This is a genomic window from Apolloniradiicaulis salifontis (assembly GCF_053756655.1).
In genome coordinates this window covers 1,086,490-1,112,373 of sequence record NZ_CM132387.1, presented here as the reverse complement: position 1 = coordinate 1,112,373, position 25,884 = coordinate 1,086,490, and the positions used below count along the sequence as shown (strand labels likewise).

The window sequence follows — 25,884 nt, the reverse complement described above, 5'->3', positions numbered from 1 at the left end:
CCCCTGCTTTCCCGATCAGCCTAGCCCTGACTGCTCGCCCCGGCTGCGTCCGCCGCGGCGGCTGCGGCCTCCGCATCAACCGTACACAGATAGCGAGTGCGGTGAATATGGACCAGATTGTCTTCCCAGCCGGTCACGTCCGGGTTCACCAGCGCCTTGTTCACATAATAGACAATTGGCACGTAGGGCATCTCGTCGAGCATCATCTGCTCGGCTTCCGCCAGCATCCGTCCACGCTCTTCTGCATCCAGCGTGCGGTTGGCCTGATCCACCAGCGTGTCGTACGCCTCGCTGCTCCAGCGCGAATAGTTCATCGGGATCGACCCGGTCTCGGCCAGGAACAGGAAGTTGTACGCGTCGTTGTAATCGCCGATCCAGCCGCCGTCGCCGATCGCGTAGTCGCCGGCGCGCAGGTTGGAGTAGTGGATCTGGGTCTCGATGCCGATGATTTCGGCGTCCACCCAGTCGGCGATCAGTTCCCAGTCCTGCTGGACCACCGGCGCCACGCGGGGGTTATCCCCAGTGGTTCGGTGTGTGTATTCGAACTGCAGCGGGTTGTCCGGACCGTAGCCGGCTTCCTCCAGCAGCGCGCGCGCCATCACCCGCCGCTCTTCAATCGGAGTGTCAAACCACTCGATGCGGGCGGTGTCTGGATAATCGTTCACGCCCGGCGGCACGAAGGAATAGGCCGGGATCTGACCGGCCTGCAGGATTTCCTCGGCGATGAAGGTCCGGTCGATCGCCATGCCCAGCGCATTGCGGACCCGCGGATCGTCGAACGGCGCCTCGGTGGTGTTGAAGGAGAAATAGACGATGCCGAGATAGGGATTGATGCGCACATACTCAGGCACTTCGCGGCGCAGGAATTCGAGATTCTGACCGGCGAAATCGACGTTCAGGTCCAGCTCTCCGTTCCGAACGCGGCGCTCGGCGGCGGGATTGTCGACGGTGGGATAGTAGAACACCTCGTCCACGCAGACATTTTCGTTGTCCCAGAACAAGGGGTTGCGCTCGGCGAGCACGAAGTCGTTGGCGCGCCAGTTCACCAGCTTGTAGGGCCCGTTCACCTCGATGTTCTGGGGCTGGATCCAGGCGTCGCCATGCTCCTCCACCACGTGCCGGGGCACCGGGAAGGTGGTGTAGTGGGTCAACAGGCCTGGAAGATAGGGCGCCGGAAATTCCAGCTTGATCTGGAGCGTGCGCGCATCGAGGGCGTTCACGCCCAGCTCTTCGGGGGGAAGCTCGCTGGTGTTCACCAGGCGCGCATTCTCGATCGGGTAAAGAAGCGACGCATACTGGGCCAGAGTCGCGGGATCGAGAATGCGCCGCATGGCGAATTCAAAGTCATAGGCGTCCACCGGCTCGCCGTCCGACCATTGCGCCTCGCGCAGGGTGAAGGTCCAGATCAGGCCGTCTTCACTGACCTCCCAGCTTTCGGCCATGCCCGGAATCGGCTCGCCGGCCGCATCCTCGGTGAACAAGCCGATGAACATGTCGCCGATAATGTTGTTCTCCCAGGTCCCCGACGCCTTGTGCGGGTCCAGGGACAAGGGCTCTGCGCCGTTGCCGCGATGAAGTACGACGCCGTCGCTTTCAGAACCGCCTCCGCTGCAAGCGGCGAGCGTCAGGGCCGAGGCGCCGGCGGCCAGCGCCAGGGCGAAACGTCGGGTGAAGGTCATAAAGGCATGCTCCCCTGCATTGCTTTAAATCGCGCGGGGTTGAGTCCGCGCTGGTGTTTCGGGTCCGCCGTGGGCCCGCGAAGGTGCGGCGGCGGCGTTGACTGACGTGTGCGCGTTTCGCGCACGGTGCGCCATTGCAACGCTTTGACGCGAGCTTGAAAGTCCGCACATGAGCGTTCGATGAATGCATTGCGCTTGACGCTGCGTTAATGTCCTAGAGAACCATACCTGTTTTCAAGCAAAACCGGAGAGTCGCCTGCATGCTTACGTCAAGAATCGTCGCCGCTTTGGCATGGCTCGTCGTTCCGGCAGGGGCTCTGGCCCAGGACCCGTCCGACGGTGGGGCCGTAGAGTCTCTCTTCTCCTGCCGCTCCATCGAAGACCCGCAGGCCCGCCTGGCCTGCCAGGACGACCGCCTCGCCGAGCTCTCTCAGGCGCTCGATTCCGGCCGGGTGGTGCTGGTGGAACGCGATGCGATTCGAAATGTGGAGCGGGAAAGCTTCGGCCTGTCTTTGCCCAGCATCGCCGGCCTCGGAGCCTTTTTCGGGCGCGGCGACAATGAGGCGCGGGTTTCGGCGCCCGTGCAGGCCGAAACTGAAACCAGAGCTGAGGACGGCTCGGTGACGGTGTTTGACGACTCTGGCTCCGTTGACGAGATTCGCGGCCTCGCCGTCGAGCGGGTCACCACCGACCGGGTCGGCAAGCTCACAGTTTATCTGGAGAACGGCCAGGTCTGGCGCCAGACAGATACGGCGTCCGTCAGCGTCCGCCGCAGCCATCTCGACGGTCTGACCGCAACGATCAGCCGCGGCGCCTTGAGCTCCTACTTCATGACGCTCAGCCACAATAGTCGCCGGTTCCGCGCCGAGCGTTTGCGCTGAGCCTCGCTCTGGCCTGAACCCGCCCTCGCAGCCCCGGCGCGCGATCGATCCTCTGGATTGATCGCGTCTCACGAAGTGTTTGAGGATGCGTGCGCTATCGATCCTTCGGATCGATCGCGTCTCGCAGGCCGTCACCGATGAAGTTGAAGCAGAACAGCGTGATCATCATGGTCAGCGCCGGGAAGATCAGCGTCCACGGTGCGATCTCCATGTCGCGGGCGCCGTTGGAGATCAGATTGCCAAGCGAGGTCAGCGGCTCCTGCACGCCCAGCCCCAGAAAGCTCAGGAAGCTCTCGGCCAGGATCACCACAGGGATCGTCAGTGTGACGTAGACCACCACCGGTCCAAGCACGTTGGGCACGATATGCCGACGGATGATGGAGAATTGCGACACGCCGGCGGCCTGAGCCGCCTCGACGAACTCCATGCCCTTCAGCGAGATCGTCTGACCGCGCACGATGCGCGCCATGGTCAGCCATTCCACCGCGCCGATGGCGACGAAGATCAAAATGATGTTCCTGCCGAACACCACCATCAGGATGATCACGAAGAAGATGAAGGGCAGCGAATACAACACGTCCACGATACGCATCATCAGTTGGTCGACCCGGCCGCCCACAAAACCGGCCGTAGCGCCCCAGATCACGCCGATGGCCAGCGACACCATGGTCGCCACAACGCCCACCATCAAACTCATACGCAGGCCTACAATCACGCGGGCGAACAGATCGCGCCCCTGAGCGTCCGTTCCGAAGATATGCAAGTTTTCAAAAGTCGGTCCGATCTGGACCCGGTCGCGGTAGATGAAGGTGGAATCGTGAACCCACAGAAGCGGTCCCACGATGGCCAGCGCCACGAGGACGCCCAGCAGGATCAGGCCGAACACGGCCGCCTTGTTGCGCAGAAGACGGGTCCGCGCATCATCCCAGAGCGAGCGCCCCTTGACCGCCGCGTCCTCGATCATGCGCGCCTTTTCGGAGGGCGTTGAGGTGAGAACCATCAGTCGTACTTCACTTTCGGATTCAGCGCCGCGTACAGCAGATCGGCCACCAGATTGAGAATGATGATCAGACTGGCGTACAGGATCACCACGCCCATCACCACGGTATAGTCGCGCTGCAAGGCGGCGAACACGAACTGGCGTCCGATGCCCGGCAGAGAGAAGACCTGCTCGATGACGATGGAGCCGGTGAGCAGCGCCGCCGAGGCCGGGCCGAGATAGCTGACCAGCGGCAGGATCGCGCTGCGAAGCGCATGCTTGAAGATCACCGCCGGCGCCGACAGCCCCTTGGCGCGCGCCGTACGGATATAGTTGGAGCGGATCACCTCGATCATGGAGGCGCGCATGAGGCGTGAGATGATGGCGATCTGCGGCAGGGCGAGCGTGATGACAGGCAGAATCAGCCTGTCCAGGGTCATGCCGTGTCGTGGATCAAGCCCGCCCGATGGCAGCCAGCCCAGATAGATGCCGATGGTCAGCGCCAGGATCGGACCCACCACAAAGGGCGGAATGACGATGCCCACCGTGGCGAAGGCCACCACGCCGTAGTCGGCCGCCGTGTTCTGGCGCAACGCGGCGATGGAGCCGAACACCACACCCACGCCCACCGCCAGAGTCATGGCCAGAACGCCCACCGTGGCCGAAACCGGAAAACCTTCAGCGATGATGTCGGCGACGTCCTTGTCGCGAAATTTTAGCGATGGTCCGAGATCGCCGCGCACCAGCCCGCCGAGATAGTCGATATACTGCTTCCAAACCGGCTGATCCATGCCGTAGGCGGCCAGCACGTTTTGGCGAATCTCTTCGGGCATGGGCCGTTCCAGATCGAACGGACCCCCAGGCGCAATGCGCATCATAAAGAACGCCAGCGTGATGATCACAAGGATCGTCGGGATGGCGACAAGAATGCGGCGGGCGATAAAAGCGGGCATTTAAGAGCCGGAAAAGCTGTCGGATGAGGACGGGTTATTGGGCTGCATGGCTGTTTTGATCAAGAACGCCTCGCAGTAGGCTCGATTTATTCCAAACGCTCAAGTGTTTCCGGTCCCGCTTCGCTCCGCTCCATGGAGACGATCACGGCGCTGGCGGACGACGGCGCCGGCGCGGCGAAGGCGGCCAGAGTGATTTTGACCGCCAGCAAGGCGATGAAGGTCAGCGCCGCCAGACGCAGGCGGCGCGATAATGAAACGGCCAGGCGCTTGATGTCGGGCATTGGCGGCACCTCCTCTGCACGGCGCGGTAAAGACCGCCCTTGCAGGATGCTTGCCGCTATCGCCGGAGCCCGGCCCAGCGCCTTTGTCATGCTCATGAATGCGTGATCACGGCTGAACCGGGCGTGAATTGCGCCTACTCGCGACCGGCGTATCCTGACCCGTATGTACGAAGAGCGATTCTGATGGCGGCGCGCGCCTGGTGGCGGGATTTCAGCCTGGAGGGCGGCGCATTGCGCGTGCGCAAGACCGGCGCGCTCGTGCCTGTGGAGCCCGGCGTAATCGGCGAATTTGCAGCCTGGCTGCGCTTTCATCTGGCCGTTGAGGCCAGCACGGCGGCGCGCCGCCCGAGCGGTCCGGCGGTATGGTTCGCCCCTGATGCGCCCCGTCCCTGGTACTTGATCTGGCCCGTGGCCCGCCTGGCGGGCCTGCGCTTCGCGACGAGCCCTCAGGAGGCTGACCTGGGCTTCTGCTTTGAAGACGCGACCGTCACCGCGCCGCCGGCAGGCGCTGCGCTGCACCATATCAACGCCGCGTGCCTCGATGTCTCGAAATCGCACGTCTCCACCGTCTTTGAAACGGTGACGGGGCGAGCGCTTCTGGTGAACCCGGAAACGTTCGAGGGCGACATGGTCGCCAAGTCAGAACACAACGGAGCCCACGATGGCCGGATCGTTCAGGGCCCCTGCGCACGTGCGCCGGGCCTTGTGTATCAGCGCCTGATCGACACGCTCTGCGATGACCGGCTGGTGGAGGATCTGCGCTGTCCCACCGTCGACGGCGAGGTTCCAGTGGTGTTCATCAAGCGCCGCCCGGCAAGCGCCCGGTTCGCCAACGCCAACACCCAGGTTTTCAAGCGCACGCCCGAAGAGGTCTTCGACGCCGCCGAGCGCGATCTAATCAAACGGTTCTGCAAGGCCATGGGCCTTGATTGGGGCGGGATCGACGTGCTGCGCGACCGGCGTGACGGACAGATCTGGATCGTCGATGTGAACAAGACCGACATGGGGCCGCCCACGGCTTTGCCTCTGAACGAGAAGATGGCGGCCGCGCGCACGCTGGCGCGGGCGCTGCGCGCCTACGCCGAGCGCCTGGCCGGACCGGGATGGGAGACCACGCCGTGAGCATACCCTTTGTGCGCGAGTTCGACTTCGAATACGGGCGGTGCGACCAGCTGAGCCCGCTGGTGCGCCGGGTGATCGCGCCCAATCCGGGCCCCTTCACCTTCACCGGCACCGGCGTGTTCATTGTCGGACGCGGCGAGGTCGCGGTGATCGACCCAGGGCCCGCCATGGAAGACCATGAGGCGGCGCTGGACGCGGCCCTTGAAGGCGAGCGCGTCATCCATGTTCTGGTGACCCATCACCATCTCGATCACTCGCCCCTGGCCCACACGCTGGCGAAAAAACACGGCGCGAAGGTTCATGGCATGAGCCCGGCGATCGCCCCGGCCGAAGGCGGCGAGGTGCGCATGGAGGCCGGCGACGATCACGGCTTTCGTCCCGACCTGGAAGTCGCCGACGGCGATCAGTTCAAGGGTCCGGGATGGACGCTCACCGCACTCCACACGCCGGGGCACACCTCAAACCATGTCTGCTACGCGCTGAGTGAGGAGAACACGCTGTTTTCCGGCGACCATGTCATGGGCTGGTCCACCTCGGTGGTGAGCCCGCCGGACGGGTCCATGGGCGATTATATCGCCCAGCTCAGACGCGTACGCGCGCTCGATTTCGACGTGATCCGCCCCACCCACGGCACGGCGATCGAGGCGACGGCGCCCTTCATGGACGCCTATATCGAACATCGCCTGAACCGCGAACGCCAGATTGTCGCCCAGCTGAAAGAAGGCCGCACGCGGATCAAAGACATGGTGGCGCATATGTACGCCGACGTGGACAAGCGCCTGCATCCGGCCGCCGCCCATTCGGTGCTGTCCCACATGATCCATCTGGTCGAGCAGGGCGCAGTCACCACGCCCGCCGAGCCGGGCCTCGACGCCGATTACCGGCTGGCCTGATGAAGTCAGAATGGGGGACGCTATGATAAGGGGCCTCGCAATCGCCGCCGCACTTGTCCTTTGCGCGTGTTCGCAGACAGTGATCACCGCTCAGGGCTATGTTTATGATCTGGCTGGCGCGCCGGTGGAGGGCGCGGTGATTGAGGTGGGCGACGGCGCAGCCTCGGGCGGGGCGGTCTCCGGGCCCGACGGTCATTTCACCATCAAAGCCGTTCGCCCGTCTCGCAGCGTGCCGTTGCCGGCATCCAGCGTCTTGCCAGAACCGCTGGAGCTCAGCGCCCATAGCAGCGTGGGTGCGGGCTTGTCCCAGGCCACGGTCCTGTCCGTCGGCGAAACAGCCGGAACGCGCGCCGATTTCATCCTGTTGCCCTTTGCCGACATCGCGGCGGCGCAAGCCTTGCTCACCCGCCGGGCGAGGGCCTGCGGCGCGGTCGAGGGGCGCGCCTACGCCCACGCCATGCTGGACCGGCTGGACCAGATCCGGGCCTCGCCAGCGGTTCAATCAGTGATCGCAACGCGCGGGATCGAGGGCCTGCCCCTTCGCCTGGAGGCGCTGGTGATGAACGCACGCCATGACTGCGCTTTGCCGGAAGAAAACTGGCGCGGCGATATCGCGGCCCTCGAAGCCACGTTCGGCGATTACCGCTAGCGCACACCCACGCAGGCCCGGCTGGCGCAAAGGGCGCAGCCGGCCGAGCCGGCGTGTTGCGCCTTGACCTTGTGCAGCGGTGCGGGCAATCACCTCATGGATGAGCGACAGTCCGGACCCCTCCGCCAAAGAGGTGCGCCGCGCCGGGCCCAAGGCCTGGCCGGGCCGCATCGTGGCGTTCATCAAGCGCAGCTTTTCTGACGGACGCTCGCCGGCGCTCTGGCTCGCCGCGCTCGGGGTCGGGCTGGTCGCGGGCTACGCCGCTCTGGCCCTGCGCCTCGCCATCGAGGCCGTTCAGCTGGTCGCGTTTCAGGACGGGAGCGAGCGTCTGGCCAGCGTGGCGCGCCAGCTGTCCCCGCTTCACATTATCGCGGCGCCCATAATCGGCGGACTTGTCGTGTCCGCGCTGCTCTATGCCGGTGAGCGCCTCGGCTGGCTTAAGGAGACCCGCGCCCTTGGCGTCAGCGACGTCATGGAAGCACGCGCGGTGACCGGTGGAAAGATGGAGGCCGCGCCAGGCCTCCTCTCTGCAGTGATCGCGGCGGTGTCGCTGGGGTCTGGCGTCTCGTCGGGCCGCGAAGGCCCGGCGGTTCATCTTGGCGCGACGCTCGCCAGCCTGATGACGCGGCCGCTGGGCCTCCCGGCGCGCGGCGCGCGGATCATGCTGGCCTGCGGCGCGGCCAGCGCGGTGGCCGCCAGCTTCAACGCGCCGGTGGCCGGCGCCCTGTTCGCCTTCGAGGTGATCCTGGGGCATTACGCCTTGCGCTCCATTGCGCCGGTGGCGGCGGCCAGCGTCACCGGCGCGGTGGTGGCTCGCATTCATTTCGGCGCCCAGCCCGCCTTCGCCATCCCCGAGCTTGATCCGGCGAGCCTGTTTGATTTCGCCGCCATGGTGCCGCTGGGGATTGCGGCGGCGGGGGTGGCGATCCTGTTCGTCATGGGCGCCGCGAACGCCCCGCGCATCGTCGCCGAGCAGGCGAAAAAGCTCGCCTGGCCGCTCTGGGCGCTGCCGCCGTTTGGCGGTCTGCTGGTGGGGATCATGGCCGCCGGCGCGCCGGAGATTCTCGGCGTCGGCTATGAAGCCACCGCCACGGCGCTCGCGGGCGGATACGGGATCGGCTTCCTCGCCGGACTGCTGGCGTTGAAACTCATCGCCACGGTGACCACGCTGGCGTTCCGGTTCGGCGGCGGGGTGTTCTCGCCCTCGCTCTATCTCGGCGCCATGCTCGGCGCCCTGTTCGGCGCCATCGCAGCAACCCTGTTCGGCGAGCAGACCGCAGGCGCCGGCTTCTTCGCCGTGGTGGGGATGGGCGCGGTGTCCGGCGCGGTGCTGGGCGCGCCGCTCTCCACCACGCTTATCGTGTTCGAACTCACCGCCAATTACGAAGCCTCCATCGCGCTCCTGGTGGCGGTCAGCCTCGCCACCGTGATCACCACCTCGGTCACAAAAGGCAGCTTTTTCCACAAGATGGTGGAGCGTCACGGCTACGACCTCACCAAGGGAGACGCCCGCGTCATCCTGCAGACCATCCGCGCAAGGGACATCATGACCGCGCTCGACAAGGCGGACCGGGCGGCCGAGATGGACGAGCCCCATGTCTACGAAGACGATTATCTGGGCCGCGTGATGGGCTTCTTCTCGGCGGAAAAGCTGGACGGCGCGCCGGTGCGCTCAAGAACCGGCGATCAGCCCATCACCGGCTACATCACCAAGGCCGACGCCCACGCCGCCTATGCGCGGGCGCTGCAGATCAGGCATGAGGAGGAGCATCGTTAGGGGGTGATGCGAAGCAGGCTGGCGAGGATGGCGGTCACCTCGGCGACAGTCTCGTGCGGCGCAACCGCAATCTTGCGAGGCCTGCGCGCCGACAAATCCAGCGCCCTCACCTGATCAACCAGCACCGCGCCGGAGACCGGCGAACCGTCCGGCAGCATCACCTTGAAGGCGAACGGCGACCGGTTGGAAGTGATCGGGCAACCGATCGCGGTCGCGGATGCGGTGTTGTAAAACGCCGGGGTCAGAATGAGGAACGGACGCCGGCCCGCCTGCTCGCGTCCCTCCTGGTCCTTCATGAACGCCGACACCAGGTCGCCGCGCTCGAGGACCATCGCCGGCTTAGTCACGGATCACTTCCGCACCGACATCCGGCCCCCAATCTACGACTTCCGGGGGCTGCTGCGTCTTCATTTGTGCGACGAGGTCCTCCAGACTAGGCCGCGCGCCCGCCGCCACGACAAGAGTCTTCCCCTCCAGCGTCACCTCCACCTCGTCGCCGGCCTTGATGCCCAGCGCTTCAAGATACGGCTTTGGAAGGCGCAGGGCCGCCGAGCGTCCCCATTTTCCGATCAGCGCTTTCATGGCGGCCTCCAAAGCTCGTGATAGCCTTTGTGATATCACATACCGGGGCGCATGTCGCCTTTAACGCGCGCACCTCACCCCCTGCCCTTCCGCCTCCCGCGTGCTAGTTTCGTTCTCCTTTCGAATCGAAGCGCCGCGAGGCCTTGCATGTCCGATCTGCCGCTGTCCCAGCAAGCCGCCGCCCGCGCCCCGCGCGTCGGGGCCACGTCATACCTGCAGGGCCTCAATCCCGAGCAGAGCAAGGCGGTGCAGACCGTGGACGGGCCGGTGCTGGTGCTCGCCGGCGCCGGGACGGGCAAGACGCGGGTGCTCACCACGCGGCTGGCGCATATTCTCGCCACCGGCCGGGCGCAGCCCTGGCAGATCCTCTCGGTGACCTTCACCAACAAGGCCGCGCGCGAGATGAAGACCCGGGTCGGCGCGATCATCGGCGAGCAGGTGGAGGGCCTGCCCTGGCTGGGCACCTTCCACTCCATCGCCGCGCAGATCCTGCGCCGCCACGCCGAGCTGGTGGACCTGAAATCCAGCTTCACCATCCTGGACACCGACGACCAGATCCGGCTGATCAAGCAGATCCTGGAAGCCGAAGGGATCGACACAAAGCGCTGGACGCCGCGCCATTTCGCCAGCCTGATCGACAGCTGGAAGAACCGCGCGCTGACCCCCAAGCGCATCCCCGAAGAGGACAAGTGGAGCTTCGCCGACGGCAGGGCCGGCGATCTCTACCGGCTCTATCAGGAACGGCTCTCGGTGCTGAACGCCTGCGATTTCGGCGATCTTCTGATGCACAACATCACGATCTTCCAGGAAAACGCGGATGTGCTCGCCGACTTCCAGAGGAAGTTCCGCTACATCCTGGTGGACGAGTATCAGGACACCAATATCGCCCAGTATCTCTGGCTGCGCCTTTTGGCCAAGGGCTCCAACAATCTTTGCTGCGTGGGCGATGACGACCAGTCCATCTATGGCTGGCGCGGCGCGGAAGTGGACAACATTCTGCGCTTTGAAAAGGATTTTCCCGGCGCCGTGGTGATCCGGCTGGAGCGCAATTACCGCTCCACAGGCAATATTCTGGGTGCGGCTTCAGGCCTCATCGCGGCCAACAAGGCGCGCCTGGGCAAGACGCTTTGGACCGAGGATGATCCCGGCGAGAAGGTTCAGGTCTCCGGGCTCTGGGACGGCGAGGCGGAGGCGCGCTTTGTCGCCGACGAGATCGAATCCCATGTGCGCACTGACGGCAAGCATTCCGACATCGCGGTGCTGGTGCGCGCGTCCTGGCAGATGCGCGCCTTTGAAGACCGCTTCATCATGCTGGGTCTTCCCTACAAGGTGATCGGCGGGCCGCGCTTCTTTGAACGCGCCGAAATCCGCGACGCCCTGGCCTATTTGCGCCTGGTGCGGGCGGAGACCGACGATCTGGCGTTTGAGAGGATAATCAACACCCCCAAGCGCGGCGTCGGCGAGACCAGCGTGCAGAAAATCGCCGCCGTGGCGCGCGCCAGCCGCGTGCCCATGGTGGAGGCCGCGCGCCTTATGACCCGGACCGACGAGATCAAGGGCAAGGCGCGCTCAGGCATCCAGGCCTTCCTGCGCGATCTTGATCGCTGGACCGACGAGGCCAAAGAACGCCGCCATGACGAGCTCGCCGAGGTGATCCTCGATGAAAGCGGCTACACCGCCATGTGGCGCGAGGACAAAAGCCCGCAGGCCGCCGGCCGTCTGGATAACCTGAAAGAACTCGTGCGCTCCATGGGCGGGTTCGACAGCCTGGAAGCCTTTCTGGAACACATCGCCCTGGTGTCCGACGCCGACCGCAAGGAGGACGGCGAGGAGGTGTCGATCATGACGCTCCACGCCGCCAAGGGCCTGGAGTTTCCGCTGGTCTTCCTGCCCGGCTGGGAGGAGACGGTGTTTCCCTCCCAGCGCTCCATGGACGAAGGCGGCACGGCGGCCCTGGAGGAGGAGCGCCGCCTCGCCTATGTAGGCATTACGCGCGCGAGGGAGCGGGCCGTCATCAGCTTCACCGCCAACCGGATGATCTATGGCCGTTGGCAGAGCGTGATCCCGTCTCGCTTCATCGACGAAATGCCGCCGGCGAACTGCGAAGCAAAATCAGAGACCGGCTATTACGACGCCGGGCCGGGCTTTGAGGGCGTGTCAGAACCCGCCGACCCGTTCCGCTCCTCCTATGAAAGCCCGGGGTGGAAACGCTTCCAGGCCAGCAAGGCCGCCGGGCGCCGCGCCGATCCCGGCGTGCTGGAAGGCACGGCCCAGCTGATCGAGAGCGGCGACGCCAATTCCGTGGGCGGAAACTCGAAATGGCGCCCCGGCGACCGCGTCTTCCACCAGAAATTCGGCTATGGCGTGGTGAAGATCACCGACGGCGCCAAACTCACCGTGGCCTTCGACAAGGCGGGCACCAAGAAGGTGGTGGCGAGCTTTGTGGGGGCGGCGCCCTAGGACGAGGTGTAGGGCTCGGTAAGACGCTCGAGTTCGGAGCGAGCGCTCTCAAGCAGTTTATTGATTTCTATAGCTTGAAGCGATGTTGGATCATCCGTTCTAAAAATGACCTGACTCACATCAACGTTTCCCAATTCCGTCTCTGGATACACAGCGAGTGCAGCATCAATTTTCTGTCGTACTCTTATTACATTATATAAAGCATCGTATGCCTCCTCTCCAAATGCGGCCCTCGCGAGCGGCAGAGATTGAAATATCTTTTCCCACGTATCACTATAAGAAGAAATTCTATTTATCAAAACTGTCTGATTAATAAACTTTTGTTGTTTATCATCATTTAGATGTTTAATTTGTTGTGCAATCAGTTTCTCAGCCTCGGCAAGCTCACTAGCGTTCAAATTTCTGACTCTGATACTTGATATTGCAAATTCAGCTTCATAGAAACAAGCTAGAATTTGAACAGAAATATTTCTGTTATACTTAAATTTCTCACGCTCGGCCCACTTTCTAAAGTTGTCAGCGGCCAACAACACCGCGACAGCACCTAACAGGGCGCCTAACCCACCGAGCATTGCGCCTGTTGAGGCCCAGTCAACGCAATAAAACCAGATACCGAAACCACATTCGCTCAATTTGAAGCCCTTCCCTAAACCCCACCCAGCAAAAACGCCCCCGTCAGCAGCAACCCCGTCGTCCGGTTCGACTTGAACCGCGCAAGGCAGTCCCCGCCGTCTTCGGGATCAAAGCCGCTTGATTGCCATAAGAGGTGCACGGCGTAGACCGCAAAGCCCAGCGCAAAGAAGAGATGCGCGCCGCCCACGACGCCCGCGACCGCGGCCAGCAGCGCCGAAGCGATGTAGAAGCCCGTGACGCCGGGTTTCACGCCCGGGCCCAGCGCGCGGGCGGCGGATTTGACGCCCACCAGGGCGTCGTCCTCCTTGTCCTGGCAGGCGTAGATCGTGTCATAGCCCAGCGTCCAGAAAATCGCCGAGGCGTAGAGGATCAGCACGACCGGATGAAAGGGCGAGCCCAGCGCAGCGGCGCCGGCCACGGGTATGCCCCAGTTGAAGGTGAGTCCCAGCCAGGCCTGCGGCCACCAGGTGATCCGCTTCATGAAGGGATAGGCCGCCACCAGGATGAGCGCCGCGAGGCCGGTGAGGATCGCCGCCAGCGGCAGGAGCAACAGCACCACGAGCCCCGCAAGGCATTGGGCGATCAAGAAGATCCAGGCCGCGCGCAAGGACACCGTACCCGCCGCCAGCGGCCGGTCGGCGGTGCGGGCGACCTTCGCGTCCAGATCACGGTCGATAATGTCGTTATAGGTGCACCCCGCCCCGCGCATGGCCACGGCGCCGATTCCGAACAGCACCGCCCACCACAGATCGACCCAGGCGAGGCCCGTCTCAAGCCGCACCGCGGCGAGCCCGAACCAGCACGGCAGGGCGAGCAGCCAGAAGCCCACCGGCCGATCATAGCGCGCCAGCCGCAGATAGGGGCGCAACGCTTCTGGCGCACGGTCCACCCAGCTGGTGGGCAGCGAATCGGCGACGCGGCGGTCAGAATGAAGGGTCACAGGAGTAAAAGCACCCACTTGCGGCTGAATTTCAACGGTCTGTCATACGCGGCCTCTATGCCATAGCCAAGCGCAGGGAGGGAGTCGCCATGATCGCCGCAATCCGCACCATCGCCGCCGGCCTTGCGCTCGGCATGGTCTCCTCCGCCCAAGCCCAGGCGCCGCTCATGCCGGCCCGTGACGCGGTGGAGCGATCCATTGCCTCGCCCGCCTCGCCGCTTCCGGAAGCCTGGATCGAAATGAATGTATGCGGAGCCGGGGAGGACGGATCGCGAGGATATCTGAATTCCAAGGAAAACTATCGCGATCGCGGATCGCTGAACGTAGAGCTTACGGCGCCGGTGCGCGCCGCGCTCGCCGCACGTTATGGCGGGGACCCGATAGATGTCCTCTTTGCAGAGCGTATCCGCGTCTACGGCGCTGTGCGCCAGGTTCGCATTTCCGTCTTTCGCCAAAGCGACGGCGTGACCGTCGGGTCCTATTTCCAGACGCAGCTGCGCCTGGCGTCGGCCGACCGGCTGGAGGTGGTGGCGCGTACCGCCGACCTTTCCGACGACGCCGCCTGTGGTCCACTGGCCACCTAAACCCCCGTAATCGCGATCGTCTTCGGATTGGTGAATTCCAGAACCCCGTCGCGGGCGAGCTCGCGGCCGTATCCCGACTTCTTCGCACCGCCAAAGGGCAGGCGCGGATCGGAGGCCACCATCTGGTTCACATAGGTGGACCCGGCGCTGATCCGCGTGGCGGCCGCCTCGATCTCGGCTTCGTCGCGCGACCAGAAACTGGCGCCCAGCCCGTAGCGATGGTCATTGGCGAGGCCGATGGCTTCGTCGAGATCGCGGGCGCTGAACAGGAGGGCGACGGGACCGAACAGCTCGTCATCATAGCCAGGCGTGCCCCTGGGCACGCTTTCCAGCACGCCCGGCGTCACGAAGGCGTGGTCCAGGCGTTCCGGCGCCAGTGAGCTGGCCGCGCCGCCCTTGAGGGTGGCGGCCACCTGCTCCATCAACGTGTCGGCGGCGCCGGTGTCGGCGAGCGGGCCGATATCGGTGTCCTCGTCCATGGGATCGCCCACCTTCAGCGCCTTCATCTGCGCCAGGAATTTCTCGCGATAGGCCTCATAGACCTGCTCGTGGATGATGAAGCGCTTGGCCGCGATGCAGGACTGGCCGTTATTCTGCGTCCGCGCTTTCACGCCGATCTTCGCCGCTTCGTCAAGGTCGGCGCTGGGCATGACGATGAACGGATCCGAGCCGCCCAGCTCCATGACGCTGGGCAGGATCGCCTTGCCGGCCTGCTCGGCCACTTTCGAGCCCGCGCCTTCCGACCCGGTGAGCGTCACGCCGCGCACCCGCTCGTCGGCGATGACTTTCGAGCTAAGCTCGGAGTCGATCAGAAGGGTCTGGAACGCCCCGTCCTCAAAGCCTGCGCGTTTGAGCACGTCCTCGATGGCCAGCGCGCTGCCCGGCGTGTTGGAGGAGTGCTTCAGGATCCCCGGATTGTCGGCCATGAGATTGGGCGCAGCGAAGCGGAAGACCTGCCAGAACGGGAAATTCCACGGCATCACCGCGAACACCGGCCCGATGGGCACGCGGCGGATGAAGCAGCGCCCCTTCTCCGGCGCGTCCAGCGCCTCGTCGGCGAGAAACGCCTCGCCGTGCTCGGCGTAGAAGCGGCACGCCGCGGCGCATTTCTCGATCTCGGCGCGGGCCTGGACGATGGGCTTTCCCATCTCGGAGACCATGAGCCTTGCATGGTCCTCCTTTTCCGCCTCCAGAATCTCGGCCGCCTTCACAAGGCGCGCGGCCCGGCTGTCATAGCCGGCGGCCCAGAGGGTCTGAAACCCTGCGTGGGCGCGCTCCAGCGCAGCGTCCACATCGGCCTCGCCGTGGCGCTCATAGGTGGCGATCGCTTCTCCGGTGGCCGGGTTGATGACGGTGATGGTGCTCATGGCGCGCCCTTCCTTTGATGCCGGGACCTGACACAACGCATGCGCGCCGCGTTCCGTTCGCTGCGCTTAGTCTGTAGAAAGCCGTCATGACTGTCGAACCGCGCCTTTACCTCGACGCGCCGCTCACCGCCGGCGCCCACCTGGATCTTGAGAAGGATCAGGCCCATTACCTTTTAAATGTCATGCGCCGCGGCGCCGGCGACACGGTGCGCGTGTTCAACGGCCAGGACGGCGAATGGCGCGCCGAGATCGCGGAGGCCTCGCGCAAGCGCGCCGCGCTCACCCTGCTGGAGCAGACGCGGGCGCAGACCGCCGCGACGGACCTGCATCTCTATTTCGCCCCGGTGAAGAAGGCGCGCACCGACTTCATCGTGGAGAAAGCCACAGAGCTTGGCGCCGCCGCCATCACGCCGGTGATGACACGGCGCACCATGGCCGACCGGGTGCGCATGGACCGGATGGAAGCGCTGGTGCGCGAAGCCGCCGAGCAGACCGAGCGCCTGGACCTGCCGCGCGTGGGCGAGCCGGTCTCGCTGGTGCAGATGCTCAACGGCTGGGACGAAACCCGAAAGCTGATCTTTTGCGACGAAGCCGGCGACGAGGACGACTCCCCCTGGGGCGGAGAAGCAGGACGCGCCGCGCCGATTCTGGCGGCGCTTTCTGGCGCTCAACCCGAGTCCTGGGCCATCCTCATCGGTCCTGAAGGCGGATTTGATCCAGCCGAGCGCAATCTGTTGCGCGGGCGGAGCTTCGTGGTTCCGGTGACGCTGGGGCCTCGCATCCTGCGCGCCGACACCGCCGTGGCCGCCGCCATGAGCGTATGGCAGGCGGTGCTGGGCGACTGGGGCTAGTCAGGGTCTGTATTCGCCCAGATCGCCTCTACATGGGCAATAAAGAACGCGTCCTTCTGGGCGAATACGATCCCGTCCGCGCCATTCTCCGCCGCCGTTCCGGACCGCAGCACAATGCCCTCGATCAAGCCTTGTGAGGCGTCGCGAAACAAAGCGAGACTTTCTTCAGGCTGATCCAGCCGCTCCAGCAGAATGCGTCCCAGAAACGCTCGGTTGCTCGCCAGCGCAGGATGGTGGTGTTCCAGGGCATGAACGCGCAGATCCAGAGCTTCCCGGTAGGCTGACGCGGCGGCCGTGTACTGACCACGCTGCTCCAGAACGTGGCCGAGCGCACTCACCATATTTCCAAGAGAAACATCTGAGCGCGGCTCCAGGGCGCGCATGTCTTCGATACCCTGGCGCATGAACCGCTCAGCATCGGCCATCTGCCCCAGCGTCATGAGAAGATAGCCCTGATTGTAATCAGATAGCGCCCGGACGGATGTGCCTCGCGGCCAGACTTCCGCCACCAGGTCGGCGGACCGCTGTGACGCTTGAAGGGCCTCATCGCGGCGGCCCTGAAGCGAAAGATTCGTCGCCAGCTCGTCCCAGGCAACGCCCAGATCATTGCCGGATGAAAAGCCATAGGACTCGTGGATCGCAATAACGCGGCGCGTGACCGCCTCGGCGTCCTCCAGATTGCCCTGCAGGCGCAAGATCTTTGCAATGTCCAAAAGCGGATAGGCATTTCTGCGTGCGTTTTCGCCGTCCCGGGCCACCAGGATCGCCAGCTCAGCATTGAGGTGCATAAGCGCTTCGGTGAACTGGCCCTGGGCCTTACGCAGGCGGGCCATGGCGCTATGCCAGTCCCGGCGCTGATCGTCCCGCGCCTCAGTGATCAGGGCGCTTGCGGCGTCCAGCAGGGTCTCGGCCTGCGGCAGCTGCCCGCGATGATAGAGGACCTCCGCGCGCTGGATCATTACGTCCACGCGCGCCTCGTTGGCAGACGGGCCAAGCGCGTCATACACGGCCTCGGCCTCAAGGAGTGAAGCCAGCGCCGCGTCCGCCATGCCGGACACGCTCTCCACCGTGGCGAGCGTCTTCAGGCCTCGCCCGTATTCCAGGCTTTCACGCCCGTATACCTCGGCGCGCAACGCTGTATTCCGGCGCGCAATTTCAAGCGCGCGATCCCGGTTCGAGTTGTAAACAAGGTGGATCGCGAATGGGTCCAGAAGGCTGACAAGCAGGCCCTCATCTCCGGCTCCCGCATCAAGAAGCCGGAGTGCATCCTCATAGACCGGCTCGGCTTCATTGGGCCGTAGTTGTTCGTGCAGAGCCAGCGCGAGGTTGTTCAGCGCCCGGGCCATCAGCAGGGGCTGGTCGTCAGCCCGCGCGGTCAAAGCGTCGATGCGGGCGCGCGCATTGGCCTCCGCGTCGACGAAGCGGGCGGAGCGAAACATGGCGGTCCAGACCCGTTCCAGCGCGGCGATGGTCCGCAGGCCTGACGCGCCGTCCATTCGACCGATGAAGTCCGCGTAGTCCTCCAGCGCGGGCAAGGCGGCAGCGTAGCCTGACGTGGTTTGAACGCTGATCGCCCGGTTCAGCAAAAGGACGGCCATGACGGCGTCGGGCGTGTCCGGGGCCGCCGCCGCCGCTTCATAGGCGCTTTGATGGAGCTCGGCCGCAACGTCGAGCAGACGCGCAGCCCACGCCCGATGAGCGATCGCTGAGAGGATGCCGGCGTAATCCATGTCAGCCACGGCCGTGGCCGTGACGCGCTCACCAAGGGCGCGCAGGCCATCTGCGTCGCCCAGAGTGATCAAGGCATCCGCCTGCTCGCCCGCGAGCGTCATGATGGTCATATCGCCGGACTCACGCGTCGACAGGGCGATCACCAGGGCTTCCTCGCGTGCGTCAAGGGCCTGCCGGGTGTTTCCCTGAGCCTCCAGATCGCGCGCCAGCGCCTCCAGGACGAACCCGACATAGGCGTGATCTGGTCCATGAACGTCAGTGTAGATCTGCAGGGCGTGGCGCCGTTGCTCGCTGGCCTCCTCATAGCGGCCAGCGGCGTAAAGAGCGGTGGCGTAGGTATTCAACGCGCCGGCGCGCGCCTCGCGCGTCTCATCGGTGTCTGTGCGGACCCGGAGCGCATGCTCAAGGTAGGCGATGGCGCGTTCGGGATCGCCGGCCTCGAGCGCGGTCCTCCCGGCATAACCGATATAGGCGTCGATCTCGGCGTCGGGGGTTCCAGCGTCGCGGTGGAGGGTGAACCCGGTCTCCAGCCAGTCCAGCGCTGTGACCGGTTCACCGGACTCGCGGGCCAAAATCGCTAGCGAAAACGCCGTGCTGGCCCGCTCGCCGGGATCGGTGTCGGGGATGGCGCGGAACACCGCCTCGTAGAGCGTGTAGGCGCGCGCGGTCTCGCCGGCCTCATAGGCCGCCAGAGCTGGCGCACGCAGCGACTCATAAGGGTCCTCCACGACCGTCTGGGCGAGCGCGCCTGCGGCTGCACTTGCCCACAGGACCCCGCCGGCGATCCAGTAAAGCATGCTGTCCCTCCCTTTCAGCCCATCCTAGCCCGGTCGCGCGCCCGGCAATCTGACAAGTATCGACAGGTCGCGCCCTTGCCGGTTCGCGTGTCCCCGAATAGATGTTGGCGGCTTCAATTGGTGGAAGGCCGTACAAACCTCATGAGCGGGACGTATAACCCAGGCGGCGAAGGCGCGCCCATCGAGAGCAAGGCCCAGCTGATCGGGCATATTGCGGCCGGCGAGAAACCCGCCGAGGCCTGGCGCATCGGCACCGAGCACGAAAAGTTCGGCTTTACCAACGACGGCCACAATCCCCTGCCCTATGACGGCGACGGCCCCACCGTGCGCAAGATGCTCGAAGGCCTCACCCGCTTTGGCTGGGAACCCATCGAAGAGCACGGCAAACCGGTGGCCCTGAAGCGGGAGGGCGGCTCCATCACGCTGGAGCCCGGCGGCCAGTTCGAGCTGTCCGGCGCCCCGCTGGAAGACCTGCACGAGACCTGCCGCGAGGTGAACGGGCATTTGCGCGAGGTGCGCGAGGTCGCCGACGAGATCGGCGCGGGATTCCTGGGGCTCGGCTTCTCGCCCAAATGGTCGCTGGAAGACACGCCGCTCATGCCCAAGGACCGCTATCAGATCATGAGGGCCTATATGCCCAAGGTCGGCGGTCTGGGCCATCAGATGATGTTCCGCTCCTGCACGGTGCAGACCAATCTCGATTTCTCCAGTGAAGCCGACATGGTCAAGAAGATGCGCGTCTCGCTGGCGCTGCAGCCGCTGGCTACGGCCCTGTTCGCCAACTCGCCGTTCAAGGATGGCGGGCTCAACGGCTATCTCTCCTATCGCGCCCATGTCTGGACCGACACCGACCGCCACCGCACCGGCGATCTGCCCTTCGCATTCGAGGAGGGCTACGGCTATGAGCGCTATGTGGACTGGGCGCTGGATACGCCCATGTATTTCGTCAAGCGTCAGGGCAAGTTCCTGGACGCGTCGGGCCTCAGCTTTCGCGATTTTCTCAAAGGCGAGCTCTCCATCCTGCCCGGCGAGCTTCCGGTGCTCAGCGACTGGGAGGATCACCTCTCCACCCTGTTTCCCGAAGTGCGCCTGAAAACCTTCCTGGAGCAGCGCGGCGCCGACGGCGGCCCGTGGAATCAGCTCTGCGCCCTGCCCGCCCTCTGGGTCGGCCTGCTCTATGACCAGGCGTCACTGGACGCCGCCTGGGACTATGTGAAGGACTGGACCGCGGACGAACGCGCCGCCCTGCGCGCCGGCGCGGCGAAACACGCCCTGAAAACACCCTTCCGCAGCGCTACCCTGCAGACGGTCGCCAAGGACATCCTGGCGATCTCGCGCTCAGGCCTCAAAGCCCGCGCCCGCATGAACGCCCACGGCGAACACGAAGCGCTGTTCCTGGACGATCTCGACGAGATCGCCAGAACGGGCGTCAGCCCCGCCGAGCGGCTGATCGAGCGCTATAAGGGCGCGTGGGGGGAGAGTGTGGAGCCGGTGTTTGAAGAACGGGCTTATTAGGTCCCATACGCGCGCCACCTGATTTCCCAGACCCCGGTCCTGAATTCCCGGACGAGCCCGCAGGGGGAAGATCCGGGACCTCAAGCAGGATAAGACGCCGAACCCTGAAAAAGGTCCCGGCTCTGCGGCCCCGGAAGACGGGGCCTTGGCCGGGAATTCACTTTGCTGAAGGATCACGGCATAATTCTCCTCAAGGGAGAATTTCATGGATCGGGCGTACGTCTACATACTCACCAACAAGCCCCATGGCGTGCTCTATCTCGGCATGAGCAATGTGAATTTGTGCCGCCGGCTTTGGGAGCATCGTACCGGCGCCACGCGCGGGTTCGCCTGGAAGTATAACTGCCATCGCCTGGTCTGGTGCGCGCCCTTTCCCGACGTCACCACCGCAGCCGAAAACGAATACCGGATGAAGCGCTGGCGCCGCGCCTGGAAGATCGCCCTGATCGAAAAAGAGAACCCGGACTGGCGCGATCTCTACGAAGAGATCTGCACCGCCTGACCTCGCCCGCACCTGAATTCCCGGACGAGCCGAAGGCGATGATCCGGGACCTCAGGCAGAATTGGGCGCCCCATCCTGAGGAAGGTCCCGGCTCTGCGGGTTTCACCCTTGGCCGGGAATTCAGGACTTAGCTGGCGAGCACCAAAACTCCCCACCCGTCCACCAGATCGCTCCGCTGCAGCGAGAGCCCCTGCGCCACATAGGCGCGGGTGACGCCGTCGGCTTGTTCTTCCAGCAGCCCTGAAAGCACCACGGTTCCGCCGGGCTCCAGCACCGCTGCGATCTCGGGCGCCAAGTGGATCAACGGGCCAGCGAGGATGTTGGCGAGGACGAGGTCGAAGCTGCGGCCTTCGAACGCTGGATGATCAAAGCCGTCGGCGATGACGGCCTCGAACGCCGTGTCGTTGCGGGCGGCGTTCACCGCGGTCTCCTCCACCGATTCCGGGTCGATATCGGTGGCGAGAATGTCGGCGTCCGGCCACAGCTTGGCGGCGGCGATGGCCAGAAGCCCGCTTCCCGTGCCGAGATCGAGGATGCGCTTTGGCGCGAGACCCGCCTCATAAAGCCGGTCCAGCGCCTCCAGACAGCCCTTCGTCGTGCCGTGATGGCCGGTGCCGAAGGCGGGGCCGGCCTCGATCCACAGGCCGATCTGGCCGGGTTGCAACTTGTCCTTCTCGTGCTCGCCATAGACCATGAAGCGCCCCGCCGCGATCGCCGGCAGGCCTTTCAGCGACAGGGCGATCCAGTCTTCGTCCGGCAGAGGCGCGAAATGGACGGTGAAGGCCTCGCCCTCAAGATCGAGCGCCGCCAGCCATTCGTCCTCGCGCACGCGGTCGGCGAAGAGAAGCTCGATATAGCCGCGGCTGGCATCGTCCTCGGCCTCGAACAAGGACCAGCCCAGCGCCGGCTGATCGTCATGCTCGCCCAGGCGCGCATTTGCGGCGCTCAGGGGCGCAAGGGGTCCGTCGATGCGAAGGCGCCAGATTGTGGACATGGAAAGCTCCTGCTCTGTGTCGCCAGCGTGTTAGGCGGTTTCGATGCGCCGTGCCAGCCGGGCGTCACGCGCCGCGCGCCCATTTGGTGAAACGCCCCGTTGGTGAAACATGGGTTGGAGCGGGCGCGCGCACACGGCTATAACGCCGCCATGACACAGCCGCCCGCCAAGTTCGACCTTGATGATCTGAGCGCCCGCACCGCGCCGGAAGCCTGCGAAACAATGGCCCATGTGCGCGACGGCGTGGACCGGCTGGACCGCGCCCTTGTGGCCCTGATCGCCGAGCGCTCGCGCTATATGGAGGCCGCCGCCCGCATCAAGCCGAGCCGCGACCGCGTGCGCGACGAGGACCGGATCGAGGACGTGGTCACCAAGGTGAAGGCGGCGGCGGAAACCGCCGGCCTGCCCGTGCAGATCGCCGAGCCGGTCTGGCGCGAGCTGGTCGAGCAATCGATTCGCTATGAATTCACAGTCTGGGATTCGCGCAGAGACTAAGGGTCTGCGCCGGCCCCTAGGACGCCGCCTGGGCCGCGCTCATGGCGGCGCGCGCCTCTTCGCCGGTGTCGCGCACCAGGGTGAGCGCCTCCGGATCCAGCGGGCGCGCCTCTGCGGCCTCGCACGCCTCACCCAGCTTCATCGCGCCAACGCCGCGCGCCGCGCCTTTCAGCGTATGGGCCGCCCGCGCCCACACATCAGCGTCGCCGGACGCGTCCGCCATGGCCGAGATGCAGGCGTCGATCTGGGCGTTCAGAAGCGAAAACAGCTCCGCCTCCAGCACCGCCTCGCCGCCGGTGTATCGGGCCAGATGGTCGCGATCGAGTGCGGGCGCGTCCATGGCGTGCCTCCTTTAACGTGAGCGCACAGCGTCGCACGACGAGGCTTAAGAGGGGGTTTGCGGGGCGAACGAAAACCGGCGGCTAAGCCGCCGCAAGCGCAACCGCGCGCCGGCCCCTTATGGGCCGCTCGACCGAGCGGACGCAAGGGAGAACAAGAAAAAATGGTGCGGGCGGCCGGACTTGAACCGGCACGGGAGTCGCCTCCCAACGGATTTTAAGTCCGGTGCGTCTACCAATTCCGCCACGCCCGCGTGCGAGGGGAGCACCCCTCATACGAAACGGGCCGGTCCTTGAGAAGACCGGCCCGCAACGCATTCACAGATAAAGGGATGATCAGCGTTTGATCTGATCCTGGGTGGTGATGATCTGGCCGCACAGCCCGTACTCCACCGCATCCTTGGCGCCGAGCCAGAAATCGCGGTCGGTGTCGGTCTGGATCCGCTCGAGCGACTGGCCGGTGGCGTCGGCGAAGATCTGGTTCAGGCGCTGGCGCATGGTGCGCATCTCGCGCACCTGGATCTCGATATCGCTGGCCATGCCGCCGGCGCCGCCGGAGGGCTGGTGCAGCAAAAAGCGCGTGTTGGGCAGCGCATAGCGGTCTTCAAGCGCGGCGCCCACATAGATCAGCGCGCCGGCGCTGGCGACCCAGCCCGATCCCAGCGTGATGACCCGCGGTTTGATGAACTTCATCGTATCGTGGATCATGTCGCCGGATTCCACGTGGCCGCCGGGGCTGGAGACCACCATGAGGATCGGCTCGTCGGATTTGGCCGCCATGGCGAAGAGCTGGGCGCACACGCGCGCGGCCACCCTGTCGTTGATTCCACCGGTCACCAGGATCGTGCGGTTGTCGAACAGGGCCTTGCCGACAAAATCTTCCTGCTTGGTGGCCTGCTTGTCGACATCCTCGTCTTCGTCCTCGTCGTCATTTCTGATCAGGCGGTTGTCGAATTGGTTCACCATGGACCGGTCCTTCGTCTCAAATCGGCGCGTCTGGGCGGTGCGCGGCGCAGCGATAACCGCCACACCCGCATGTCATGACGGACCCTAGGGCGCGCGCCCTCGCCCGGCAAGGCGGGCGCGCGCCTTGGCTGCACGCCGCGCCAGAGCCGAGCCAAAGCCGGCCGAGAGCCGGGCGATCGCAAGTTGGACCCTATTCGCCCCGCCCCGGCGCCCTCAGGCGCTCCTGCGCCGCAGCGCTTTCAGCCAGCGACAAGAGCTGCAGGAATTCGCCACGATAGCCGAACGGGTCCGCCCCGCGGGCGCCGCGGGCGATGTCTGCTGCGTCCTCAAAGGTGAAATCGTTCAGGTAGGCGTCGCCGCGCAGCAGCTGGGCGTAGGCCGCCGCCGCCACCGAAAAGCGCACATCGTCGCCGGCTTGCGCGAAGGCGCGCGTATCAGCGTCCGTCACGGGCGTTTCGATGAGTCGGCTCTCGTCTTCACCGGGCTGCTTATAGCGGAGGCGCAGGAAGGCGAACTCGCCGTCTGGATCGCCGGCCGCCTCTGCGGTTTGATAGCGCAGGGGCTCCAGCAGGAGGCCCTCGCTTCCCGGCGCGGCGATCTCGTAGATCGCGGTCACAGAATGGCCCGAGCCGATCTCGCCGGCGTCCACCGCGTCATTGTTGAAGTCAGAGCGCTCAAGCGCGCGGGTTTCATACCCGATCAGGCGGTATTCGGCGACGCGGGCGGGATTGAACTCCACCTGGATCTTCACGTCGTTGGCGATGGGAAACAGCGTCGAGCTCGCCTCCTCCACCAGAAGCCGGCGCGCCTCGGTGAGGCTGTCCACATAGGCCGCCGTACCGTTGCCGGCCTGGGCGATCTGCTGCATCAGCGCGTCGTTGTAATTGCCGAGCCCGAAGCCCATGACGGAGAGATAGATCCCCGTCTCGCGCTTTCTGGCGACGAAATCCTCCAGCCGCTCGCCGCTGGTGACGCCGACATTGAAATCCCCGTCGGTCACCAGGATCACGCGGTTGACCGCCTCCGCGTCGAAATTGCGCTCGGCCAGGGCGTAGGCCAGGCGCAGACCCTCCCCGCCTGCGGTGGAGCCGCCCGCCGATAGCGAATCCAGCGCCGCGTCTATGCGTCCGCGCTCCGACACCGGCGTCGGCTCAAGCACTACGCCCGCCGCGCCGGCATAGACGGCGATGGCCACCGTATCGTCGGGCCTTAGCTCCGACAGCATCATGCGGAAGCCCTGGATCGCCAGGGGCAACTTGTCCGGGCTCGCCATGGAGCCGGACACGTCTATGAGGAACACCAGATTGGAGCGCGGCTGCTCATCGGGAAGCACGTCATAGCCCTGCACGCCGATATGCATCAGCTGGGTATGGGGATTCCACGGCGTTTCGGTGACCGTCACGCTGGCGCGGAACGGATCCTCGGAGGTTTCGGGAAGCGGATATGCGTAGTCGAAATAATTGATGATTTCTTCAGGCCGAATGGCGTCACGCGGCGGCAGGACGCCGCTTTGAAGGGCGCGGCGGGCGCGCGCATAGCTGGCGGTGTCCACATCGATGGAGAAGGTGGAGACCGGCTCTTCGGCCACGGCGATCACCGGATTGGCGTCCACATCCTCGTATTGCTCGCGGTCCTCGGCATAGCCCGGCGGGACCGGCGCGGGCTCGGCGGCGATCGTGGCGCGGCTCATCGCGGCGCCGCCGAACATCGCCATGTCCTGGGAGTAGGGTGGCGGCGGCGGAGGAGGCGGGGGCGGCGGAGCCGGAGGCGGCGTGACGGCGCTCTCCGTGGTGCAGGCTGCAAGCAACACAAGCGCGGCGCCCGCGGCGCCGAACGAAAACCGTGACCGAAGCGTCCTCATGAGCAATCCCCTTTTCCTGCCTGGTGACAGACACCACGCTCCGCTTCGATTGGG

Annotated in this window: 25 protein-coding genes and 1 tRNA gene; 11 read left to right on the top strand and 15 right to left on the bottom strand. The window is 65.1% G+C overall.

The window, feature by feature from the left end; genetic code table 11:
• Positions 1–20: 20 nt before the first annotated feature.
• Positions 21–1,679, bottom strand: coding sequence for a peptide ABC transporter substrate-binding protein (locus ACWCOP_RS05405; protein WP_478250203.1), 1,659 nt, complete (start codon positions 1,677–1,679; stop codon positions 21–23).
• A gap of 260 nt (positions 1,680–1,939) precedes the next feature.
• Between ACWCOP_RS05405 and ACWCOP_RS05400 the strand changes: the two genes are divergently transcribed.
• Complete coding sequence (locus ACWCOP_RS05400) at positions 1,940–2,560, top strand: hypothetical protein (protein WP_478250202.1); 621 nt, start codon at positions 1,940–1,942, stop codon at positions 2,558–2,560.
• A 94-nt stretch (positions 2,561–2,654) separates the two neighbouring features.
• Here ACWCOP_RS05400 and ACWCOP_RS05395 read toward each other — a convergent pair whose 3' ends face one another.
• From ACWCOP_RS05395 to ACWCOP_RS05385, 3 genes are all read right to left on the bottom strand, one after another.
• Complete coding sequence (locus ACWCOP_RS05395; protein WP_478250201.1) at positions 2,655–3,560, bottom strand: ABC transporter permease; 906 nt, start codon at positions 3,558–3,560, stop codon at positions 2,655–2,657.
• Positions 3,560–4,492 carry an ABC transporter permease gene (locus tag ACWCOP_RS05390; protein ID WP_478250200.1) on the bottom strand — a complete coding sequence of 311 codons (933 nt, stop codon included), beginning with the start codon at positions 4,490–4,492 and terminating at the stop codon, positions 3,560–3,562. The genes ACWCOP_RS05395 and ACWCOP_RS05390 overlap by 1 nt, the downstream gene beginning before the upstream one ends.
• A gap of 86 nt (positions 4,493–4,578) precedes the next feature.
• Positions 4,579–4,773 carry a hypothetical protein gene (locus tag ACWCOP_RS05385; protein WP_478250199.1) on the bottom strand — a complete coding sequence of 65 codons (195 nt, stop codon included), beginning with the start codon at positions 4,771–4,773 and terminating at the stop codon, positions 4,579–4,581.
• A 183-nt stretch (positions 4,774–4,956) separates the two neighbouring features.
• Between ACWCOP_RS05385 and ACWCOP_RS05380 the strand changes: the two genes are divergently transcribed.
• From ACWCOP_RS05380 to ACWCOP_RS05365, 4 genes are all read left to right on the top strand, one after another.
• Positions 4,957–5,895, top strand: coding sequence for a hypothetical protein (locus ACWCOP_RS05380; RefSeq protein WP_478250198.1), 939 nt, complete (start codon positions 4,957–4,959; stop codon positions 5,893–5,895).
• A complete protein-coding gene (locus ACWCOP_RS05375; RefSeq protein ID WP_478250197.1) occupies positions 5,892–6,788 on the top strand; it encodes an MBL fold metallo-hydrolase in 897 nt (298 codons plus the stop codon). The genes ACWCOP_RS05380 and ACWCOP_RS05375 overlap by 4 nt, the downstream gene beginning before the upstream one ends.
• Before the next feature lie 10 nt (positions 6,789–6,798).
• Positions 6,799–7,437, top strand: a complete 639-nt coding sequence (locus tag ACWCOP_RS05370) for a carboxypeptidase-like regulatory domain-containing protein (protein WP_478250196.1) — start codon at positions 6,799–6,801, stop codon at positions 7,435–7,437.
• A gap of 100 nt (positions 7,438–7,537) precedes the next feature.
• Positions 7,538–9,214 (top strand): chloride channel protein, encoded by a 1,677-nt coding sequence (locus tag ACWCOP_RS05365; RefSeq protein ID WP_478250195.1) that lies wholly within the window; start codon positions 7,538–7,540, stop codon positions 9,212–9,214.
• On the opposite strand, the gene ACWCOP_RS05360 is transcribed toward ACWCOP_RS05365, so the two are convergent.
• Together ACWCOP_RS05360 and ACWCOP_RS05355 are read right to left on the bottom strand one after the other, a co-directional pair.
• Entirely contained in the window at positions 9,211–9,561 is a 351-nt protein-coding gene (locus ACWCOP_RS05360) for a type II toxin-antitoxin system PemK/MazF family toxin (RefSeq protein ID WP_478250194.1), read from the bottom strand. The two genes, ACWCOP_RS05365 and ACWCOP_RS05360, sit on opposite strands and share 4 nt — an antisense overlap.
• The gene (locus tag ACWCOP_RS05355) at positions 9,554–9,796 is read right to left on the bottom strand and encodes an AbrB/MazE/SpoVT family DNA-binding domain-containing protein (RefSeq protein ID WP_478250193.1); all 243 of its coding nucleotides are present in this window, start codon (positions 9,794–9,796) and stop codon (positions 9,554–9,556) included. Before ACWCOP_RS05355 ends, ACWCOP_RS05360 begins: the two co-directional genes overlap by 8 nt.
• 147 nt (positions 9,797–9,943) lie before the next feature.
• Here ACWCOP_RS05355 and ACWCOP_RS05350 point away from each other — a divergent pair, with 147 nt between their 5' ends.
• Positions 9,944–12,256, top strand: coding sequence for an ATP-dependent helicase (locus tag ACWCOP_RS05350; protein ID WP_478250192.1), 2,313 nt, complete (start codon positions 9,944–9,946; stop codon positions 12,254–12,256).
• On the opposite strand, the gene ACWCOP_RS05345 is transcribed toward ACWCOP_RS05350, so the two are convergent.
• Entirely contained in the window at positions 12,253–12,888 is a 636-nt protein-coding gene (locus ACWCOP_RS05345) for a hypothetical protein (protein ID WP_478250191.1), read from the bottom strand. The genes ACWCOP_RS05350 and ACWCOP_RS05345 overlap by 4 nt on opposite strands.
• 14 nt (positions 12,889–12,902) lie before the next feature.
• Positions 12,903–13,829, bottom strand: coding sequence for a 4-hydroxybenzoate octaprenyltransferase (gene ubiA / locus ACWCOP_RS05340; protein WP_478250190.1), 927 nt, complete (start codon positions 13,827–13,829; stop codon positions 12,903–12,905).
• Between the two features lie 89 nt (positions 13,830–13,918).
• Between ubiA and ACWCOP_RS05335 the strand changes: the two genes are divergently transcribed.
• Positions 13,919–14,413, top strand: coding sequence for a hypothetical protein (locus ACWCOP_RS05335; protein ID WP_478250189.1), 495 nt, complete (start codon positions 13,919–13,921; stop codon positions 14,411–14,413).
• Here the strand turns inward: ACWCOP_RS05335 and ACWCOP_RS05330 are convergent.
• On the bottom strand, positions 14,410–15,780 hold the full coding sequence (locus tag ACWCOP_RS05330; RefSeq protein ID WP_478250188.1) for an NAD-dependent succinate-semialdehyde dehydrogenase: 1,371 nt from the start codon (positions 15,778–15,780) through the stop codon (positions 14,410–14,412). The genes ACWCOP_RS05335 and ACWCOP_RS05330 overlap by 4 nt on opposite strands.
• An 86-nt stretch (positions 15,781–15,866) precedes the next feature.
• Here ACWCOP_RS05330 and ACWCOP_RS05325 point away from each other — a divergent pair, with 86 nt between their 5' ends.
• Positions 15,867–16,631 carry a 16S rRNA (uracil(1498)-N(3))-methyltransferase gene (locus tag ACWCOP_RS05325; protein ID WP_478250187.1) on the top strand — a complete coding sequence of 255 codons (765 nt, stop codon included), beginning with the start codon at positions 15,867–15,869 and terminating at the stop codon, positions 16,629–16,631.
• Here ACWCOP_RS05325 and ACWCOP_RS05320 read toward each other — a convergent pair.
• Positions 16,628–19,159, bottom strand: a complete 2,532-nt coding sequence (locus tag ACWCOP_RS05320) for a tetratricopeptide repeat protein (RefSeq protein ID WP_478250186.1) — start codon at positions 19,157–19,159, stop codon at positions 16,628–16,630. The genes ACWCOP_RS05325 and ACWCOP_RS05320 overlap by 4 nt on opposite strands.
• A 141-nt stretch (positions 19,160–19,300) precedes the next feature.
• Between ACWCOP_RS05320 and ACWCOP_RS05315 the strand changes: the two genes are divergently transcribed.
• Together ACWCOP_RS05315 and ACWCOP_RS05310 are read left to right on the top strand one after the other, a co-directional pair.
• The gene (locus ACWCOP_RS05315) at positions 19,301–20,674 is read left to right on the top strand and encodes a glutamate--cysteine ligase (protein WP_478250185.1); all 1,374 of its coding nucleotides are present in this window, start codon (positions 19,301–19,303) and stop codon (positions 20,672–20,674) included.
• Positions 20,675–20,879: 205 nt separating this feature from the next.
• On the top strand, positions 20,880–21,176 hold the full coding sequence (locus tag ACWCOP_RS05310) for a GIY-YIG nuclease family protein (RefSeq protein WP_478250184.1): 297 nt from the start codon (positions 20,880–20,882) through the stop codon (positions 21,174–21,176).
• A gap of 127 nt (positions 21,177–21,303) precedes the next feature.
• Here the strand turns inward: ACWCOP_RS05310 and ACWCOP_RS05305 are convergent, their stop codons facing one another.
• Positions 21,304–22,170, bottom strand: a complete 867-nt coding sequence (locus tag ACWCOP_RS05305) for a 50S ribosomal protein L11 methyltransferase (RefSeq protein WP_478250183.1) — start codon at positions 22,168–22,170, stop codon at positions 21,304–21,306.
• 150 nt (positions 22,171–22,320) lie between these two features.
• Between ACWCOP_RS05305 and ACWCOP_RS05300 the strand changes: the two genes are divergently transcribed.
• A complete protein-coding gene (locus ACWCOP_RS05300; RefSeq protein ID WP_478250182.1) occupies positions 22,321–22,665 on the top strand; it encodes a chorismate mutase in 345 nt (114 codons plus the stop codon).
• A gap of 16 nt (positions 22,666–22,681) precedes the next feature.
• Here the strand turns inward: ACWCOP_RS05300 and ACWCOP_RS05295 are convergent, their stop codons facing one another.
• The 4 genes from ACWCOP_RS05295 to ACWCOP_RS05280 form a co-directional block, all read right to left on the bottom strand.
• Positions 22,682–23,005, bottom strand: a complete 324-nt coding sequence (locus tag ACWCOP_RS05295; RefSeq protein WP_478250181.1) for an Hpt domain-containing protein — start codon at positions 23,003–23,005, stop codon at positions 22,682–22,684.
• Between the two features lie 163 nt (positions 23,006–23,168).
• Positions 23,169–23,257: transfer RNA gene (locus tag ACWCOP_RS05290), tRNA-Leu, on the bottom strand.
• Positions 23,258–23,339: 82 nt separating this feature from the next.
• Complete coding sequence (locus tag ACWCOP_RS05285) at positions 23,340–23,969, bottom strand: ATP-dependent Clp protease proteolytic subunit (RefSeq protein ID WP_478250180.1); 630 nt, start codon at positions 23,967–23,969, stop codon at positions 23,340–23,342.
• Positions 23,970–24,159: 190 nt separating this feature from the next.
• Complete coding sequence (locus ACWCOP_RS05280) at positions 24,160–25,683, bottom strand: vWA domain-containing protein (RefSeq protein ID WP_478250179.1); 1,524 nt, start codon at positions 25,681–25,683, stop codon at positions 24,160–24,162.
• Positions 25,684–25,884: the final 201 nt, after the last annotated feature.